Below are 15502 nucleotides of genomic sequence, written 5' to 3' on the forward strand. Positions count from 1 at the left end.
GAGGTGATCGTGGATGGACCAACGGCGCGCTGACCCGCGCGGCGCTCTGGTGCGTCCGTACGCGGTCACCCGTGGTCGTACCGAGCCCCGGCAGGACATCGCCCTGGAGGCGGTCCTCACGGCCTCTCCCACCCAGGTTGCCGAGTCCCGTTTCGCGGGGCACGACAAGCACCGCATCGCCACGGTCTGCGAGGGCCGTGCACAGTCGCTGGCGGAGATCGCCGCGTACACCCGGATGCCGCTGGGCGTCGCCCGGGTGCTGGTCGCCGACATGGTGGCCGAGAGCCTGCTGACGTTACACACTGCTGCTCCCGCCGAGGGGTTCGAGGAGCGGATGGAACTGCTTGGAAGGGTGCTAAGTGGACTTCGCAGGCTATGACCCCGCTGGGGGGCGGCCGAGCCGGGGAATCGTCTCCGCGAAGATCGTCGTCGCGGGCGGCTTCGGCGTCGGTAAGACGACCCTGGTCGGCTCGATCTCCGAGATCACGCCGCTGACGACCGAGGCGGTGATGACCGCCGCGGGTGTCGGTATCGACGATCCGTCCAAGGTGCCGGGCAAGGAGACCACCACGGTCGCCATGGACTTCGGCCGGATCACCATGGCCCAGGACCTGATCCTGTACCTGTTCGGTACACCGGGTCAGACCCGTTTCTGGTTCATGTGGGACGAGATCATCCGAGGTGCGGTGGGTGCCGCCGTCCTGGTGGACACCCGCCGGATCACCGACGCGTTCGCCCCGCTGGACTACTTCGAGAACCGCAACCTGCCGTACGTGGTGGCGCTCAACAACTTCGACGGCGCTCCCCAGTACGAGTTGGAGGAGATCCGCGAGGCGCTGGCCATCTCGCCGCAGGTGCCGCTGGTGATGACCGACGCCCGGCACCGGGATTCGGTCAAGCAGGTGCTGGTGACGGTGGTCGAGCACGCCATGCTCCGGCTCCAGGCCGAGCACGGTAGGGGCTTCCCCACGCCGGTCGGCTGAACCGCCGCGTCGTGGCCGGCACACCAGGGCCGGCCGCGACGCGTCAGTCGACCCGGAGCCGGTAGCCGCGCTTGACCACGGTCTGCACCACGCGCGGCGCGCGTAGGCCGGCCCGCAGGCGGGCCACCGCCATCTCCACCGCGTGCTCGTCGGCGCCCCGGGGGAGGGTCCGCAGCAGCGCCGTGCGCGACAGCACCCGGCCGGGGGCCTGGGCCAGCGCCCGCAGCACCGCCATCGGGGCGGGGGCGAGCGGGCGCAGCTCGCCGTCGATCACCGCCGCGTGTCCGCGCAGGGTGAGCAGGTGCCCGGCGGCCTTGAACGTCACGGTCCGGCGGGGCAGCTCGTCGACGATGGTCCGCACCAACGCGCCCAGCCGGGCCCGCCCGGGCGCACTCACCGGCACCCCGTGCCGCAGCAGCGGCTCGGCGGTCACCGCTCCGACGCAGCTGGCCAGCACGTCGCTGCGGAACGCGGACACCACCGCGTCGGTACGGTCCCCGGCGGCCCGCAGCAGCGCCTCGGCCGCCGGTGCCGAGGTGAACGTCACCGCGTCCACCAGCCGGCCGGCGATCAGGTCGATCAACCGGTGCAGCGGCGCCGGGTCGGTCGGCGGCGCCCAGCGGTAGACCGGCACCTCGATCACCGTGGCGCCGGCCGCCTCCAGCGCGAGCGTGCACTCGGGCTGCCGCTCACCGTGCAGCTGCATGGCGATCACCTGCCCGGCCACGCCACGGCGGCGCAGGTGATCGACCACCTCGTCGCAGCTCTCCGACGCCGGTGACCACTGGTCGTGCAGCCCGGCCGCACGGATCGCGCCGCGTGCCTTCGGGCCCCGGGCGACGACGTACGAGCTGGCGAGCACCGAACGCAGTGGTTCGGCCAGCCCCCAGCCCTCGGCCGCCTCCAGCCACCCGCGCATCCCGATGCCGGTGTTGGCCATCAGGATGTCGGGTGGCTGGTCCAGGCAGGCGCGGGTCGCCTCGCGCAGTTCCGTGTCGTCGGACAGCGGCACGATCCGCAGCGCCGGGGCGAGCACCACGCGGGCGCCCCGGCGTTCGAGCAGCGCGGCCAACTCGTCGCGCCGCCGGTCGGCGGTCACCCCGATGGTGAAGCCGGCCAGTTCTTCCCGCATCAGCCCTCCCGTCGCAACCGCACTTCGACGATCCCGTCGTGGCAGCGCGTGTCGTGCCGGGCCACGGCCATCCCGGGCAGGTCCAGGCACTCCCCGGTGCGCAGGTCGTACACCTGCTTGTGCAGCGGGGAGGCGACCGTCGGCACTCCGCCGCGGCTGCCCACGATGCCCCGCGACAGCACGTACGCCCCGGAGACCGGGTCGCGGTTGTCGATCGCGAACAGCCCGTCCACGGTGTGGAAGAGGGCGACCTGCACGCCGTCGACCAGGGCGGCGGCACCCCGGTTCGGTTCCAGCCGGTCGAGGGGGCAGACAGCGGTCCAGTCGAGCGTGCTCGTGTGGCTCATCGCCGTACCTCCGGAAGGCCGAGTGAGACGGGCTGCCGGCGGGTGTCGGCCGGCTCGGGACGGGTGGTCGTCAGGGCGCGTGCCGGCACCGGCTGGCCGCGTTCCACGGCGAAGGTGATCGACGGGTCGGGCACGTCGGGGGCGTTGACGAAGGAGGTGTAGCGGCGCAGCCGCTCCGGGTCGTCCAGCACGTCGCGCCACTCATCGGAGTACGACGCCACGTGCCGGGCCATCGCCGCGTCCAGGTCGGCGCAGAGCCCCAGCGAGTCGTCCACGATCACCGCGCGCAGGTGGTCCAGGCCGCCGTCCATGGCCTCGATCCACCCGGCCGTGCGTTGCAGCCGGTCGGCGGTGCGGATGTAATACATCAAGAATCTGTCGATCAGTCGAATCAGTGCTTCGGTCGACAGATCAGTGGCGAACAGGTCGGCGTGGCGGGGCCGGAAGCCGCCGTTGCCGCCGACGTAGAGGTTCCAGCCGGTCTCGGTGGCGATGATGCCGAAGTCCTTGCTGCGGGCCTCGGCGCACTCCCGGGCACAGCCGGAGACCGCCGACTTGAGCTTGTGCGGCGCGCGCAGCCCGCGGTAGCGCAGCTCCAGCGCCACGGCCAGCCCCACCGAGTCCTGCACCCCGTACCGGCACCAGGTCTCGCCGACGCAGGACTTCACCGTGCGCAGCGCCTTGCCGTACGCGTGGCCGGACTCGAAGCCGGCGTCCACCAGGCGTCGCCAGATCTGTGGCAGCTGCTCCACCCGGGCCCCGAACAGGTCGATCCGCTGCCCGCCGGTGATCTTGGTGTAGAGCTGGAAGTCGCGGGCGACCTCGCCGATGACGATCAGCTTCTCCGGGGTGATCTCGCCGCCGGGGATCCGGGGCACCACCGAGTAGCTGCCGTCGCGTTGCAGGTTGGCCAGGAAGTGGTCGTTGGTGTCCTGCAACGACGCCTGCTCACCGTCGAGCACGTGCCCGCTGCCCAGCGAGGCGAGGATCGACGCCACCACCGGCTTGCAGATGTCGCAGCCGCGCCCCCGCCCGTGCTCGGCGACCAGCCGGGAGAACGTGCGGATCCCGCGCACGCGGACGATCTCGAACAGCTCCCGCCGGCCGACGTCGAAGTGCTCGCAGAGCGCACTGGACTGCGCGACCCCGGCCGCGTCGAGGAGCTGCTTGAGCATCGGGACGCACGAGCCGCAGCTGGTGCCCGCCCGCGTGCACGCCTTCAACGCCGGCACGTCCGCGCAGCCGCCCGCGATGGCGTCGTCCACGTCGCCGCGGGTCACCGCGTTGCAGGAGCAGACCTGCGCGGTGGCGGGCAGTGCCCCGGCGTCCGCGCCGCCGCCGTCCGGCGCGAGCAGCGCCAGCGGCGCGGCCGGCAGCGGACCGCCCACACTGGCCCGCAACGTCGGGTACGCGCTGGCGTCGCCCACCAGCACCCCGCCGAGCAGGGTCTGCGCGTCGTCGGAGAGGACCAGCTTCGCGTAGACCCGGGTGGCCGGGTCGGTGAACGTGACGTCCAGGCAGCCCTCGGTGGTGCCGTGCGCGTCGCCGAACGACGCCACGTCGACACCGAGCAGTTTCAGCTTGGTGGCGGTGTCCGCGCCCGGGAAGGTCGCCGCGCCGCCGACCAGCCGGTCGGCCACCACCTCGGCCGTCGCGTACCCGGGGGCGACCAGGCCGTGGCAGGTGCCGTCGACCGCCGCGCACTCGCCGACGGCCCAGACGTGCTCGTCGGCGCTGCGGCAGGTCTCGTCGACCAGCACCCCGCCGCGCGGACCCAGCGGCAGGCCGGCAGCCCGCGCCAACTCGTCGCGGGGCCGGATGCCGGCGGCCACCACGACCAGCTCGGCGTCGACCACGCGGCCGTCGGACAGCTCCAGGGCGTCGACAGCGCCGTCGGCGCCGGCGCGGATCGCGGTGGTGGCCACCCCGAGGTGGGTACGCACACCCAGCTCCTCGACGTAGCGGCGCAGCATCGCGCCGCCGGCCTGGTCCACCTGCACCGGCATCAGCCGGGGCGCGAACTCCACCACGTCGGTGCTCAGGCCGAGCAGGCGCAGGGCGTTCGCCGCCTCCAGCCCGAGCAACCCGCCGCCGATCACCGCGCCGACCCGCCGTCCCCGCGCGTACGCCCGGATCGCCGCCAGGTCGTCCAGGGTCCGGTAGACGAACACGCCGGGCAGGTCGGCGCCGGGCACCGGCGGCACGAAGGGGTACGACCCGGTGGCCAGCACCAGCGCGTCGTAGCCGTACTCGCCGACGGCGGTGGTCACCACCCGCCGGGCGCGGTCGATGGCGGTGGCCGGCTCACCGAGGCGCAGCCGCACGCCGTCGTGCGGGGTGTGCACGTTGAGCTCGTCCTCGCTCACCCCGTCGAAGTACGCCGAGAGCCGCACCCGGTCGTACGCGGGACGCCCCTCCTCGGCCAGCACTGTCACCCGCCAGCGGCCCTGCGGGTCGCGGGCGCGCAGCGCGTCGACGAAGCGCTGCCCCACCATGCCGTTGCCGATGACGACCAGGTCCTGACCGCTCATCGCGTCACCTCCACCGATTCCGCTTCGGACAGCCAGTCGACGATGCCGCCGACCGCATCCCGGCATCCGCCGCATCCGGTGCCGGCCCGGGTCCCCGCCACCACCGCGTCGAGCGTTCGTGCACCGGAGCGCCAGCACCGCACCAGCGCTCCCTTGGTCACCGTGTTGCACTGGCAGACGACTGCCGCGTCCGGCATCAGCGCCGGTGACGCGCTCGGCGCCGCGCCGGCCCCGCCGAGCGCCCGGCCCAGCAGCAGGGCCCGCCGGTCGGCCGGCACCGGGTGACCCCGGTCGAAGAGTTGGATCACCGTGCCGACCGCCGGGTTGTCGCCGAGCAGGATCGCGCCGACCAGCCGTTCGTCGCGGATCCGCAGGCGCGCGTACGTGCCCCGGGCGGGGTCGGCGAAGGTCAGCTCCTCGCCCGGCCCGCCGCCGGCGGCGTCGCCCATCGCGGCCAGGTCGATCCCGGCCGCCTTGAGCCGGGTCACCACGGGTCGAGGTCGGTAGCGGGCCAGCGGGTCGGTGCCGGTCAGCACGTCGGCGAGCACCCGGGCCTGGGCCCAGGCGGGTGCGACAAGTCCGGTGAGCGCGCCGTCGTGCTCGGCGCAGTCGCCGATCGCCGAGATGCTCCGGTCGCTGGTGCGCAGCCGGTCGTCGACCACCACGCCGCGCCGCACGGTCAGCCCGGCGGCCTGCGCGAGGGCGGTGTCGGGGCGTACGCCGCAGGAGAGCACCAGCAGGTCGGCGTGCAGCGACCGCCCGTCGGCCAGGTCGAGGCGGACGCCGGTGTCGTCGGCGACGACTCCGGTCGCCGGGACCGCGAGCTGGATGGTGACGCCGAGCCCGGCGAGCGTGCCGGCGAGCACCGCGCTGGCCGCGGGGTCGAGCTGCCGCTCCATGAGGTGCCCGGTGTGGTGCACGACAGTGGTGGCGAGCCCGCGGGTGGCCAGACCGCGGGCGGCCTCCAGGCCGAGCAGCCCACCGCCGAGCACTATCGCGCTGCGGGCCCGGTCGGCGACGGCGAGGATCCGGCGGCAGTCGTCAAGGGTCCGGAAGGGAACGACCCGCTGCGGCAGGTCGGTCGGGTCGAGTCCGGGCAGCGGCGGCACCACCGCCCGCGCGCCGGTGGCCAGCACCAGGTGGTCGTAGGAGATCCGTTCGCCGTCGCCGGTACGGACCTCGCGGGCGGACCGGTCCACAGCGGTCACCGGTACGCCGGGGCGCAGATCGATGCCGTGCCCGGCGGCCTCGGTCAGCTCCACGTCCGGTTCGGCGATCCGGCCGGTCAGCAGCGTGGAGAGCATGATCCGGTTGTACGCGCGGTGCGGCTCCGCCCCGAGCACGGTGACCTTCCGGTCTCCCTCGCGGGCGTGCAGTTCGGCCGCGAGCCGGGCACCGGCCATCCCGTTGCCGACGATCACCACCCGGGCCGTCATGCCTTCTCCACCCGGACCGCGCAGATCTTGAACTCGGGCATCCCGGAGATCGGGTCCACCGCGTCGTTGGTCACCGAGTTGGCCCGGCCGGCGCCGGACCAGTGGAACGGTGCGAAGACCGTGTCCGGTCGGATGCCCGAACTGAGGCGGGCCGGCGCGCGCAGCTCGCCCCGGCGGGAGGTGACCCGCACCGGGTCGCCGTCGTCGATGCCCAGCCGGGCCGCCAGGTCGGGGTGCAGCTCGACGAACGCCTCGGGCGCGGCGCGGCGCAGCGCGGCCACCCGGCGGGTCTGGGTGCCGGACTGGTACTGGGCGAGCACCCGGCCGGTGGTGAAGTGCAGGGGATAGGTGGCGCAGACCTCCTCGGCCGCCGGCCGATGGTCCACGGCGTGGAACCGGGCCCGGCCGTCCGGGGTGCCGAACCGGTCGGCGAAGAGCCGTGGCGTGTCCGGCCCGTCCGAGCTGGGGCAGGGCCAGAAGACACCGTCGGCGTCGTCGATCCGGGCCCAGTCGATGCCCGCGTAGTCGGCGACCCCGCCGGCGGAGGCTCGGCGCAGCTCGGCGAACACGGTGGCCGGGTCGGTCGGGAACCGCGCCGCAGCCGTCTCGGCGTCGCCCAACCTCGCCGCCAGGTCGGCGAGGATGGCCAGGTCGGTCCGGACGCCCGGCGGAGGCGGGCGCAGGGCCCGTCGGCGCAGCACGCGGCCCTCCAGATTGGTCATCGAGCCGTCCTCCTCGGCCCACTGCGCGGTGGGCAGCACCACGTCGGCCAGCGCCGCCGTCTCGGAGAGCAGCAGGTCGGCGACGACCAGCAGGTCGAGGTCGCGCAGCCGGCCCTCGATCCGGGCCGCCCGGGGAGCGGAGACCACCGGGTTCGAGCCGAACACCAGCAACGCGCGGGGGCCGTCGGGGGTGCCGAGCGAGTCGAGCAGCTGGTAGGCCGGCACGCCCGGGCCGGGCAGGTCGTCGGCCGGCACACCCCAGACACCGGCGACGTGTTCCCGGGCCGCCGGGTCGTCGATCCTGCGGTAGCCGGGGAGCTGGTCGGCCTTCTGCCCGTGCTCCCGCCCGCCCTGACCGTTGCCCTGGCCGGTGAGGCAGCCGTACCCCGAGCCCGCGCGGCCGGGCAGGCCCAGAGCGAGAGCGAGATTGACGTACGCGGTGACGGTGTCGACGCCCTTGGCGTGCTGCTCGGCGCCGCGCGCGGTCAGGATGATCACGCGGCCGCCGGTGCCCAGCGCTCGGGCGGTCGCCTCCAGGTCGGCCACCGGCACGCCGGAGAGCTGCTCGGCGCGGGCCGGCCACCACGCGGCGACGCTGCGGCGGACCACGTCGAAGCCGCTGGTCCGCTCGGCCACGTACGCCTGGTCGACCCACCCTTCGGTGAGCGCGATGTGCAGCAACGCGTTGGCCACGGCGAGGTCGGTGCCGGGCAGCGGTTGCAGGTGCAGGTCGGCCTGGCGGGCGGTGGCGGTGACGCGGGGGTCGACGACGATGAGCCGGCCGCCACCCCGGCGCTGCTCGGTGAGCCAGCGCACCAGCGGCGGCATGGTCTCGGCCGGGTTGGCGCCGACCAGCAGCAGGGTGTCGGCCCGGCCGAGGTCGGCCAGCGGAAACGGCAGTCCCCGGTCGACACCGAAGGCGCGCAGGCCGGCGGCGGCCGCCGACGACATGCAGAACCGTCCGTTGTAGTCGATGTTGCGGGTGCGCAGCGCGACCCGGGCGAACTTCCCCAGCGCGTACGCCTTCTCGTTGGTCAGCCCGCCGCCGCCGAAGACGGCGACCGCGTCCCGACCTGAGCTGCCCTGGATGGCGCGCAGGCCGGTGGCGATCCGGTCCAGTGCGGCGTCCCAGGTCGCCGGGCGCAGCTTGCCGCTGACCGGGTCGCGCAGCAGCGGGGTGGTCAGCCGGTCCGGGTGGTCGAGCAGCTCGGCGGACGTCCAGCCCTTCTGGCAGAGCCCGCCCCGGTTGGTGGGGAACTGGCGGGGGAGCACGCTCACCCCGGTGTCGTCCTCGCGCAGCGTCATCCCGCACTGGAGGGCGCAGTACGGGCAGTGCGTCGCCACCTCCCGGGGGGTTCGCCCCGGTCGAGTTGCCGGCCGTGCACCGTCTGTCATGTCCCGAAAGCGTGCCGGCGGGCGGTTTCCGGTCCGGGTCTCTTCTGTTTCGGTCCTGTCAAGTGGGGCTCACACCGCACAGGGGCAGCGGACGTGACGGGTGGGTCGGTCCGCCGACCTGCCGTCCGCCGCCCGTGGCGAGCGCCGCCCGCGTCCCATCCAGCGGTCGGTGCTGTGCCGACCCCACGTCCGTCGCTTAACATGTGGGAAAGTTGTCTCATTAAATGGGAGTGGCGATGAGCGTGACGGACGTCTTCGACGCGGTGGCCGGCACCTACGACGAGGCGCGTCGGCGGCTGATTCCCTGCTTCGACACCTTCTACGGAGCAGCGGTCGAGGTGGCGGCGCCACCACTGCGCGCCGCGCTGGCCGCCGGTCGTACACCTGAGGTGTTGGATCTGGGCGCGGGCACCGGCCTGCTCTCGCTGCTGCTCGCCGCGGCGGTGCCCGGGGTCCGGCTGACCCTGGTGGACGGTGCGCCGGCCATGCTCGCCCGCGCCACCGAACAGTTGCGCGACCGGGGCGTGCCGCACCGGAGCGTGCGGGCCGACCTGTCCGACGAGCTGCCGCCCGGGCGGTACGACGCGGTGGTCAGCGCGCTGGCGATCCACCACCTGGACGACGACGGCAAGCGGGCGCTCTACCGGCGGGCCGCCGCCGCGCTGGCGCCGGGCGGGGTGTTCGTCAACGCCGAGCAGGTGGCCGGTCCGACGCCGGCTCTGGACCGGCGCTACGACGAGGTGTGGCTGGCGCGGATCACCGAGCTGGGCGCGTCCCCCGACGAGATCGCGGCCTCCCGGGAGCGGATGCGGCACGACCTGCCGGCGACAGTCGCCGACCAGTGCCGGTGGCTCGGCGAGGCCGGCCTGGTGGACGTCGACTGCTACGTCAAGGAGTGGCGCTTCGCCGTGTTCGGCGGCCGGGCCCGGTGACGGTATGTGCGTTTCGGCGGCCGGGGACGAGCCGGCCGGCGCGTGGATGACTGATGGTCATACCGCTGGGTAGTCTCAGCGGCATGACTGCCAAGGTGACGCTGTCGTTCACGGACGAGACGATCGAGGAGGCCCGACGCTTCGCCAAGCGCGAAGGGCTGTCCCTCTCGGCGTGGATGGACCAGGCCGCCCGCGAGAAGGCGCTGCGCGAGGTCTTCACCGCGCACGCCGCCGCCGTGGGCCGTGCCGGCCTCGACCTGGAGTCCGCCGCCCTCGCCGACGCCCGCGAGGTCGGCATGGTCAACGACCTCTTCTCCGGCGGACGGCCAAGTGCTGCGTAGGGGTGAGGTCTGGCGCATCGAGGGCGCCCGGGAACGCCTCGGGCTCGTGATCAGCTCGGACGTCTACAACTCCACCGACGTGCCCATCGTGATCGTCGTCGAGGTGGTCGAGGAGTCGCTCCTGCGCGACTCGCCCCTCGCCGTGCCGATGGGCCGGTACGTGGTGATGCCCGACCGGATCTCCGCACCGATGAAGAAGTGGTTCACCGACTGCGTGGACGTCGCCGACACCGACACCATGCTCCGGGTCGGCCGCGCCCTGCGCATCCTCCAGCAGCTCTGAGCCACCGGACCTCACCACCGCCGCCGGCCCGTGGTGCGGTAGGCGTATCCGGGCCGACCCGTGACGGGCACTGCCAGGTAACCCCGCCTTCCTAGCGTTCCTCCTCGTCGCATCGACGAGGAGGAGCCGCCGTGAGCACGCTCACCAGCACCGCAGTCACCGCCGAGCCACCTGCCGTCGCCGGGCGTCGGCGCCCGCTGGACGACTGGCGACCCGAGGACCCCGACTTCTGGCGTACGACAGGCGCACCCATCGCCCGCCGCAACCTCTGGGTGTCGATCTTCGCCGAGCACGTGGGTTTCTCCGTGTGGAGCCTCTGGTCGGTGACCGTGCTCTTCCTCGGCCCCGCGTACGGCATCGACCCGGCCGGGAAGTTCCTGCTCACCGCCGTGCCGGCCGCGCTGGGGGCGGTGCTACGGCTGCCGTACACCCTGGCGGTGGCCCGCTTCGGCGGGCGGCGCTGGACGACAATCAGCGCGCTGCTGCTGCTGGTCCCGACGGTGCCGATGACTGTGCTGCTGGAACCGGGGGTGTCCTACTCCACGCTGATGGTGCTCGCCTGCCTCACCGGCGTCGGCGGCGGCAACTTCGCCTCGTCGATGGCGAACATCAACCTGTTCTACCCGTCCCGGCTCAAGGGGCGGGCCCTCGGGCTCAACGCCGGTGGCGGCAATCTCGGGGTGCCCGCGGTGCAGCTGGTGGGGCTGGCGGTCCTGGCCACCGCCGGGGCCGCGTACCCCCGGCTGGTGCCCGCGGTCTACCTGCCGCTGATCGTGCTGGCCGCGCTGGCGGCGGCCCGCTGGCTGGACACCGTGCCCGGCGCGCGCAACGAGCCCGGGGCGCTGCGCGAGGCTGCCCGGGACCCGCACACCTGGGTCATGTCGCTGCTCTACATCGGCACCTTCGGCTCGTTCATCGGGTTCGGCTTCGCGTTCGGCCAGGTGCTCCAGCTCCAGTTCGCCGAGCGGTTCCCCACAGCCGTCGACGCCGCCTGGCTGACCTTCCTGGGGCCACTGGTGGGCTCGCTGATCCGGCCGCTGGGTGGCCATCTCGCCGACCGGCTCGGCGGGGCCCGGGTGACCTTCTGGAACTTCGTGGCGATGGCGATCGGCGCCGGCACGGTGCTGTACGCGGCCCGGGAGCGCTCGTTCGGGCTCTACCTGACCGGGTTCCTCGCCCTCTTCGTCTTCTCCGGCGTCGGCAACGGCTCCACGTACAAGATGATCCCGGCGATCTTCCGGGCCCGGGCGGCCGACGCCGTGGCCGCCGGCACGCGTGACCCGGAGGCCGCCGCGCGGTGGGCCCGGCGGATGACCGGCGCGTTGATCGGCATCGCCGGGGCGATCGGCGCCTCCGGCGGAGTGCTGGTCAACATCGCCTTCCGCCAGTCGTTCCTCGGCTCCGGCAACGCCGATGCCGCCTACCTGGCGTTCATCGGCTGGTACGCGCTGTGCTTCGCGGTGACCTGGTTCGTCTACCGTCGTCCGGGGTCCCACCGGCTCGCCGGGGTGTGATCCGGGTCATGGTCGGCGCGTCGCCGCACGGCATCCCACCCCCGTTTTGACCTGCCGATGGGGCGCCGGGTATCGTTGCCTGCTGTTGTACGACATCCAGAGGCGTGCCCTATCAGGTACGCTTGGTCGTTCGTGCGCGCTGGTCCGGCCTGCTAGATCTGGTCACCTCGGCGCGCGACCCCAGACCGACGACGAGACAAGGTAGACCTGTGCGTACGTACAGCCCGAAGCCGGGTGAGATCGAGCGTCAGTGGCACGTCATCGACGCCTCTGATGTCGTGCTGGGCCGCCTGGCCACCCACGCCGCCACGTTGCTGCGTGGTAAGCACAAGCCGACTTTCGCGCCGCACGTCGACACGGGCGACTTCGTCGTCATCGTGAACGCGGGCAAGGTTGCGCTGACCGGCAACAAGCGCCAGACCAAGGTCGCTTACCGCCACTCGGGTTACCCGGGTGGTCTGAAGCAGGTCGGCTACGACGAGCTGCTGACCAAGCGTCCCGAGCGGGCCATCGAGCTGGCCGTGAAGGGGATGCTCCCGCACAACAAGCTCGGCCGTCAGCTGATCAAGAAGCTGAAGGTCTACGCCGGTGCCGAGCACCCGCACCTCGCGCAGCAGCCGGTGCCGTTCGAGATCAAGCAGATCGCGCAGTGAGCGCGGGCGAAGGAAGCAGCATGACCGACATCACCACCGAGACCGAGGTTGCCCCGGAGGTTCCCGAGGCCACCGAGGCGCCGGCGCCCGTCGCCCGCGCGCCTCGTGGTGACCGGCCGATCCAGACCGTGGGCCGCCGCAAGGAGGCCATCGTCCGGGTCCGCATCGTCCCGGGCACCGGCAAGATCACCTGCAACGGCCAGGACCTCGAGGCCTACTTCCCGAGCAAGGTGCACCAGCAGCTCATCAAGGACCCGCTGGTCACCGCCGAGAAGCTCGAGCAGTTCGACGTCATCGCCAACCTGCGTGGCGGCGGCACCACCGGCCAGGCCGGTGCGCTCCGGCTGGGCATCGCCCGCGCGCTGATCATCAACGAGCCGGACGACCGCCCGGCCCTCAAGAAGGCCGGCTTCCTCACCCGGGACGCCCGGGTCAAGGAGAGCAAGAAGTACGGCCTCAAGAAGGCCCGTAAGGCTCCCCAGTACTCGAAGCGCTGATCTTTCCCAGCGCGTTGTACTTCTGACGGACGGCCGGTCCGCCTCCCCTCGACCGGGGAGGTGGTCCGGCCGTTCCGCTTTCTCCTTCTCGGTAGTGCTCATCGGAGGTTGGCGGGTATGGGTCGGTTGTTCGGCACGGACGGCGTACGCGGGCGGGCGAACGCGGATCTCACACCCGAATTGGCGCTCGCACTCGCCGTGGCCGCCGCGCACACACTCGCCGAGACGGACCGCAGCCACCCGCCGCTCGCCGTTGTCGGCAGGGACACCCGGGCCAGCGGCGAGATGCTGGAGGCCGCCGTCGTGGCCGGGCTCACCAGCGCGGGCGCCAACGTGGTCCGCGTCGGCGTGCTGCCCACCCCCGCCGTGGCGTTCCTCACCGCCGAGTCGAAGGCCGACCTCGGGGTGATGCTCTCCGCGTCGCACAACCCCATGCCGGACAACGGCATCAAGCTCTTCGCCGCCGGCGGCCACAAGCTGCCCGACGAGATCGAGATGCGGATCGAGGCGGCCGTCGAGACGAACGCCACCACTGCCTGGGACCGGCCGGTCGGCGCCGGCGTCGGCCGGGTGCACGACCTGCTCGACGGGGCGGACCACTACGTCCAGCACCTCGTCGGCACCGTGCCGCACCGGCTCGACGGGATCAAGGTCGTCGTCGACTGCGCCAACGGCGCCGCCGCCGAGGTCGCCCCCGTCGCGTACCGGGAGGCCGGGGCCGAGGTCATCGCGATCCACGCCGAGCCCGACGGGCTGAACATCAACGACGAGTGCGGCTCCAACCACATCGAGGCGCTGCGCGAGGCCGTCGTCGAGCACGGCGCCCACCTGGGCATCGCCCACGACGGTGACGCCGACCGCTGCCTGGCGGTCACCGCCGACGGCGACGAGGTCGACGGCGACCAGGTGATGGCGATCCTCGCGCTGGCCATGCGCGACGCCGGCACGCTCACCCAGGACACCCTGGTGGCCACCGTGATGAGCAACCTCGGCCTGCGGTTGGCGATGTCCGCGCAGGGCATCCGGCTGATCGAGACCAAGGTCGGCGACCGGTACGTGCTGGAGGAGCTGCGCGCCTCGGAGTTGGCGCTCGGCGGCGAGCAGAGCGGCCACATCGTCATGCCCGCGCACGCCACCACCGGCGACGGGGTCCTCACCGGCCTGCACCTGATGGCCCGGATGGCCGCGACCGGCAAGACCCTCGCCGAGCTGGCCTCGGTGGTCACCAAGCTGCCGCAGGTGCTGATCAACGTGCCGGTCGGCGACCGTACCGTCGGGGCGAACGCGCCGGCCGTCCGCGCCGAGGTCGAGCGGGCCGAGGCGGAGCTGGGCGAGACCGGCCGGGTGCTGCTGCGCCCGTCGGGCACCGAGCCCCTGGTCCGGGTGATGGTCGAGGCCGCCACCGAGGCGACCGCCCGCGAGGTCGCCGAGCGGATCGCCGCCCTGGTGCGTACGGCCAGCCCCGTCGGGTCGTAGTCGAGTGGACCGGGGCTCGCGCCCGGCGCGTCAGCGGGTCAGGGCGCGCAACCGGGTGACCGCCTCGGTCAACACCTCCGGGCGCTTGCAGAACGCGAACCGGACCAGTCGTCGGCCGGCCTCGGCATCGTCGTAGAAGACCTGGGTCGGCACGGCCACCACGCCGCAGCGCTCCGGCAGCGACCGGCAGAACTCGACCCCGTCGGAGCCGCCGAGCGGCGTGATGTCGGCGGTGACGAAGTACGTCGCCTCCGACGTCAGCACCTCGAACCCGGCGTCGGTGAGGCCGCCCACGAGCTGGTCGCGACGTTGCTGGAGCCCGTCGCGGAAACCCGTGTAGTAGTCGTCGGGCAGGGCCAGCGCCACGGCGACCGCCGGTTGCAGCGGGGCGGCGTTGACGTAGGTGAGGAACTGCTTCACGCGCAGCACCGCCGAGACCAGCGCCGCCGGGCCGCTCACCCAGCCGACCTTCCAGCCCGTGCAGGAGAACGTCTTGCCGGCCGACGAGATGCGCAGCGTCCGCTCCCGCATCCCGGGCAACGCGGCCAGCGGCACGTGTGGACCGGACGCGTCCGTGAACACCAGGTGCTCGTAGACCTCGTCGGTGACCGCGTACGCGCCGTACTCCTGGCACAGCTCGGCCACCAGCGCCAGCTCGGCCGGCGTGAACACCTTGCCCGTTGGATTGTGCGGTGAGTTGAGCAGCACCAGCCGGGTGCGCGGCCCGAACGCCGCCCGCAGCGCCGCCGGGTCGAACGCGTACCGACCGTCCGCGGCGGGACGCAGCGTGACCGGCCGCCGGACCGCGCCGGCAAGCGCGATCGAGGCGGCGTACGAGTCGTAGTACGGCTCGAAGCAGACCACCTCGTCGCCCGGCTCGCACAGCGCGAGGATGCTGGCCGCCACCGCCTCCGTCGCGCCCGCCGTGATCACGATCTCGCCGTCCGGGTCGTACGACAGGTCGTGGAACCGCCGCTGATGGGCCGCGACGGCCGCGCGCAGGGCGGGTATCCCCGGGCCGGGCGGGTACTGGTTGTGCCCGCCGCGCAGCGCCTCGGCGGCGGCGGCGAGCATCTCCGGCGGGCCGTCCGTGTCCGGGAAGCCCTGGCCCAGGTTGACCGCCCCGGTCCGGACGGCGAGGGCGGACATCTCGGCGAAGATCGTCGTGCCGAAGGGCCGCATCCGGGCCACCAGCGGGTCGACATCGGTGCTCGTCGTCACCTGCGCCAGCCTACGGGCACCCGGCGGCGCAACCCCAGC

15 protein-coding genes are annotated in these 15502 nt (G+C 73.2%); 9 read left to right on the forward strand and 6 right to left on the reverse strand.

From position 1 onward, the window contains the following. The first annotated feature begins 13 nt into the window (after positions 1-13). Together AB0B39_RS15235 and AB0B39_RS15240 are read left to right on the forward strand one after the other, a co-directional pair. Positions 14-379 (forward strand): DUF742 domain-containing protein, encoded by a 366-nt coding sequence (locus tag AB0B39_RS15235; RefSeq protein ID WP_007465174.1) that lies wholly within the window; start codon positions 14-16, stop codon positions 377-379. After that, on the forward strand, positions 360-983 hold the full coding sequence (locus tag AB0B39_RS15240) for an ATP/GTP-binding protein (RefSeq protein WP_234589279.1): 624 nt from the start codon (positions 360-362) through the stop codon (positions 981-983). Before AB0B39_RS15235 ends, AB0B39_RS15240 begins: the two co-directional genes overlap by 20 nt. Before the next feature lie 43 nt (positions 984-1026). On the opposite strand, the gene AB0B39_RS15245 is transcribed toward AB0B39_RS15240, so the two are convergent. From AB0B39_RS15245 to AB0B39_RS15265, 5 genes are read right to left on the reverse strand one after another with little or no spacing between them, the layout of a single operon-like run. Next, a complete protein-coding gene (locus tag AB0B39_RS15245) occupies positions 1027-2115 on the reverse strand; it encodes a uroporphyrinogen-III synthase (RefSeq protein ID WP_234589280.1) in 1089 nt (362 codons plus the stop codon). Next, positions 2115-2462, reverse strand: coding sequence for a nitrite reductase small subunit NirD (nirD, locus tag AB0B39_RS15250; protein WP_357494457.1), 348 nt, complete (start codon positions 2460-2462; stop codon positions 2115-2117). Before nirD ends, AB0B39_RS15245 begins: the two co-directional genes overlap by 1 nt. Next, complete coding sequence (nirB, locus tag AB0B39_RS15255) at positions 2459-4993, reverse strand: nitrite reductase large subunit NirB (RefSeq protein ID WP_357494455.1); 2535 nt, start codon at positions 4991-4993, stop codon at positions 2459-2461. Before nirB ends, nirD begins: the two co-directional genes overlap by 4 nt. Then, a complete protein-coding gene (locus AB0B39_RS15260) occupies positions 4990-6429 on the reverse strand; it encodes an FAD-dependent oxidoreductase (RefSeq protein WP_357574593.1) in 1440 nt (479 codons plus the stop codon). The genes nirB and AB0B39_RS15260 overlap by 4 nt, the downstream gene beginning before the upstream one ends. Beyond that, positions 6426-8546: a molybdopterin oxidoreductase family protein gene (locus tag AB0B39_RS15265; RefSeq protein WP_357574594.1), complete on the reverse strand. Its 2121-nt coding sequence runs from the start codon at positions 8544-8546 to the stop codon at positions 6426-6428. Before AB0B39_RS15265 ends, AB0B39_RS15260 begins: the two co-directional genes overlap by 4 nt. A gap of 236 nt (positions 8547-8782) precedes the next feature. Here AB0B39_RS15265 and AB0B39_RS15270 point away from each other — a divergent pair, with 236 nt between their 5' ends. From AB0B39_RS15270 to glmM, 7 genes are all read left to right on the forward strand, one after another. Further along, complete coding sequence (locus AB0B39_RS15270) at positions 8783-9478, forward strand: methyltransferase domain-containing protein (protein WP_357494449.1); 696 nt, start codon at positions 8783-8785, stop codon at positions 9476-9478. Positions 9479-9531: 53 nt separating this feature from the next. Continuing rightward, a complete protein-coding gene (locus tag AB0B39_RS15275; protein ID WP_234589286.1) occupies positions 9532-9819 on the forward strand; it encodes a DUF6364 family protein in 288 nt (95 codons plus the stop codon). Further along, positions 9809-10102 (forward strand): hypothetical protein, encoded by a 294-nt coding sequence (locus AB0B39_RS15280; protein ID WP_234589287.1) that lies wholly within the window; start codon positions 9809-9811, stop codon positions 10100-10102. Before AB0B39_RS15275 ends, AB0B39_RS15280 begins: the two co-directional genes overlap by 11 nt. Positions 10103-10233: 131 nt before the next feature. After that, entirely contained in the window at positions 10234-11616 is a 1383-nt protein-coding gene (locus tag AB0B39_RS15285; RefSeq protein WP_357494446.1) for a nitrate/nitrite transporter, read from the forward strand. Between the two features lie 209 nt (positions 11617-11825). Continuing rightward, positions 11826-12269, forward strand: coding sequence for a 50S ribosomal protein L13 (gene rplM / locus AB0B39_RS15290; protein WP_007465158.1), 444 nt, complete (start codon positions 11826-11828; stop codon positions 12267-12269). A gap of 20 nt (positions 12270-12289) precedes the next feature. Beyond that, positions 12290-12766, forward strand: coding sequence for a 30S ribosomal protein S9 (gene rpsI / locus AB0B39_RS15295; RefSeq protein ID WP_355390971.1), 477 nt, complete (start codon positions 12290-12292; stop codon positions 12764-12766). A gap of 117 nt (positions 12767-12883) precedes the next feature. After that, positions 12884-14242 (forward strand): phosphoglucosamine mutase, encoded by a 1359-nt coding sequence (gene glmM, locus AB0B39_RS15300; protein ID WP_357494444.1) that lies wholly within the window; start codon positions 12884-12886, stop codon positions 14240-14242. A gap of 30 nt (positions 14243-14272) precedes the next feature. Here glmM and AB0B39_RS15305 read toward each other — a convergent pair whose 3' ends face one another. Beyond that, complete coding sequence (locus tag AB0B39_RS15305) at positions 14273-15463, reverse strand: pyridoxal phosphate-dependent aminotransferase (protein ID WP_357574595.1); 1191 nt, start codon at positions 15461-15463, stop codon at positions 14273-14275. Between the last annotated feature and the right edge of the window lie 39 nt (positions 15464-15502).

This window comes from Micromonospora sp. NPDC049114 (assembly GCF_040648635.1).
In the GTDB taxonomy this organism is placed as follows: Bacteria; Actinomycetota; Actinomycetes; order Mycobacteriales; family Micromonosporaceae; genus Micromonospora.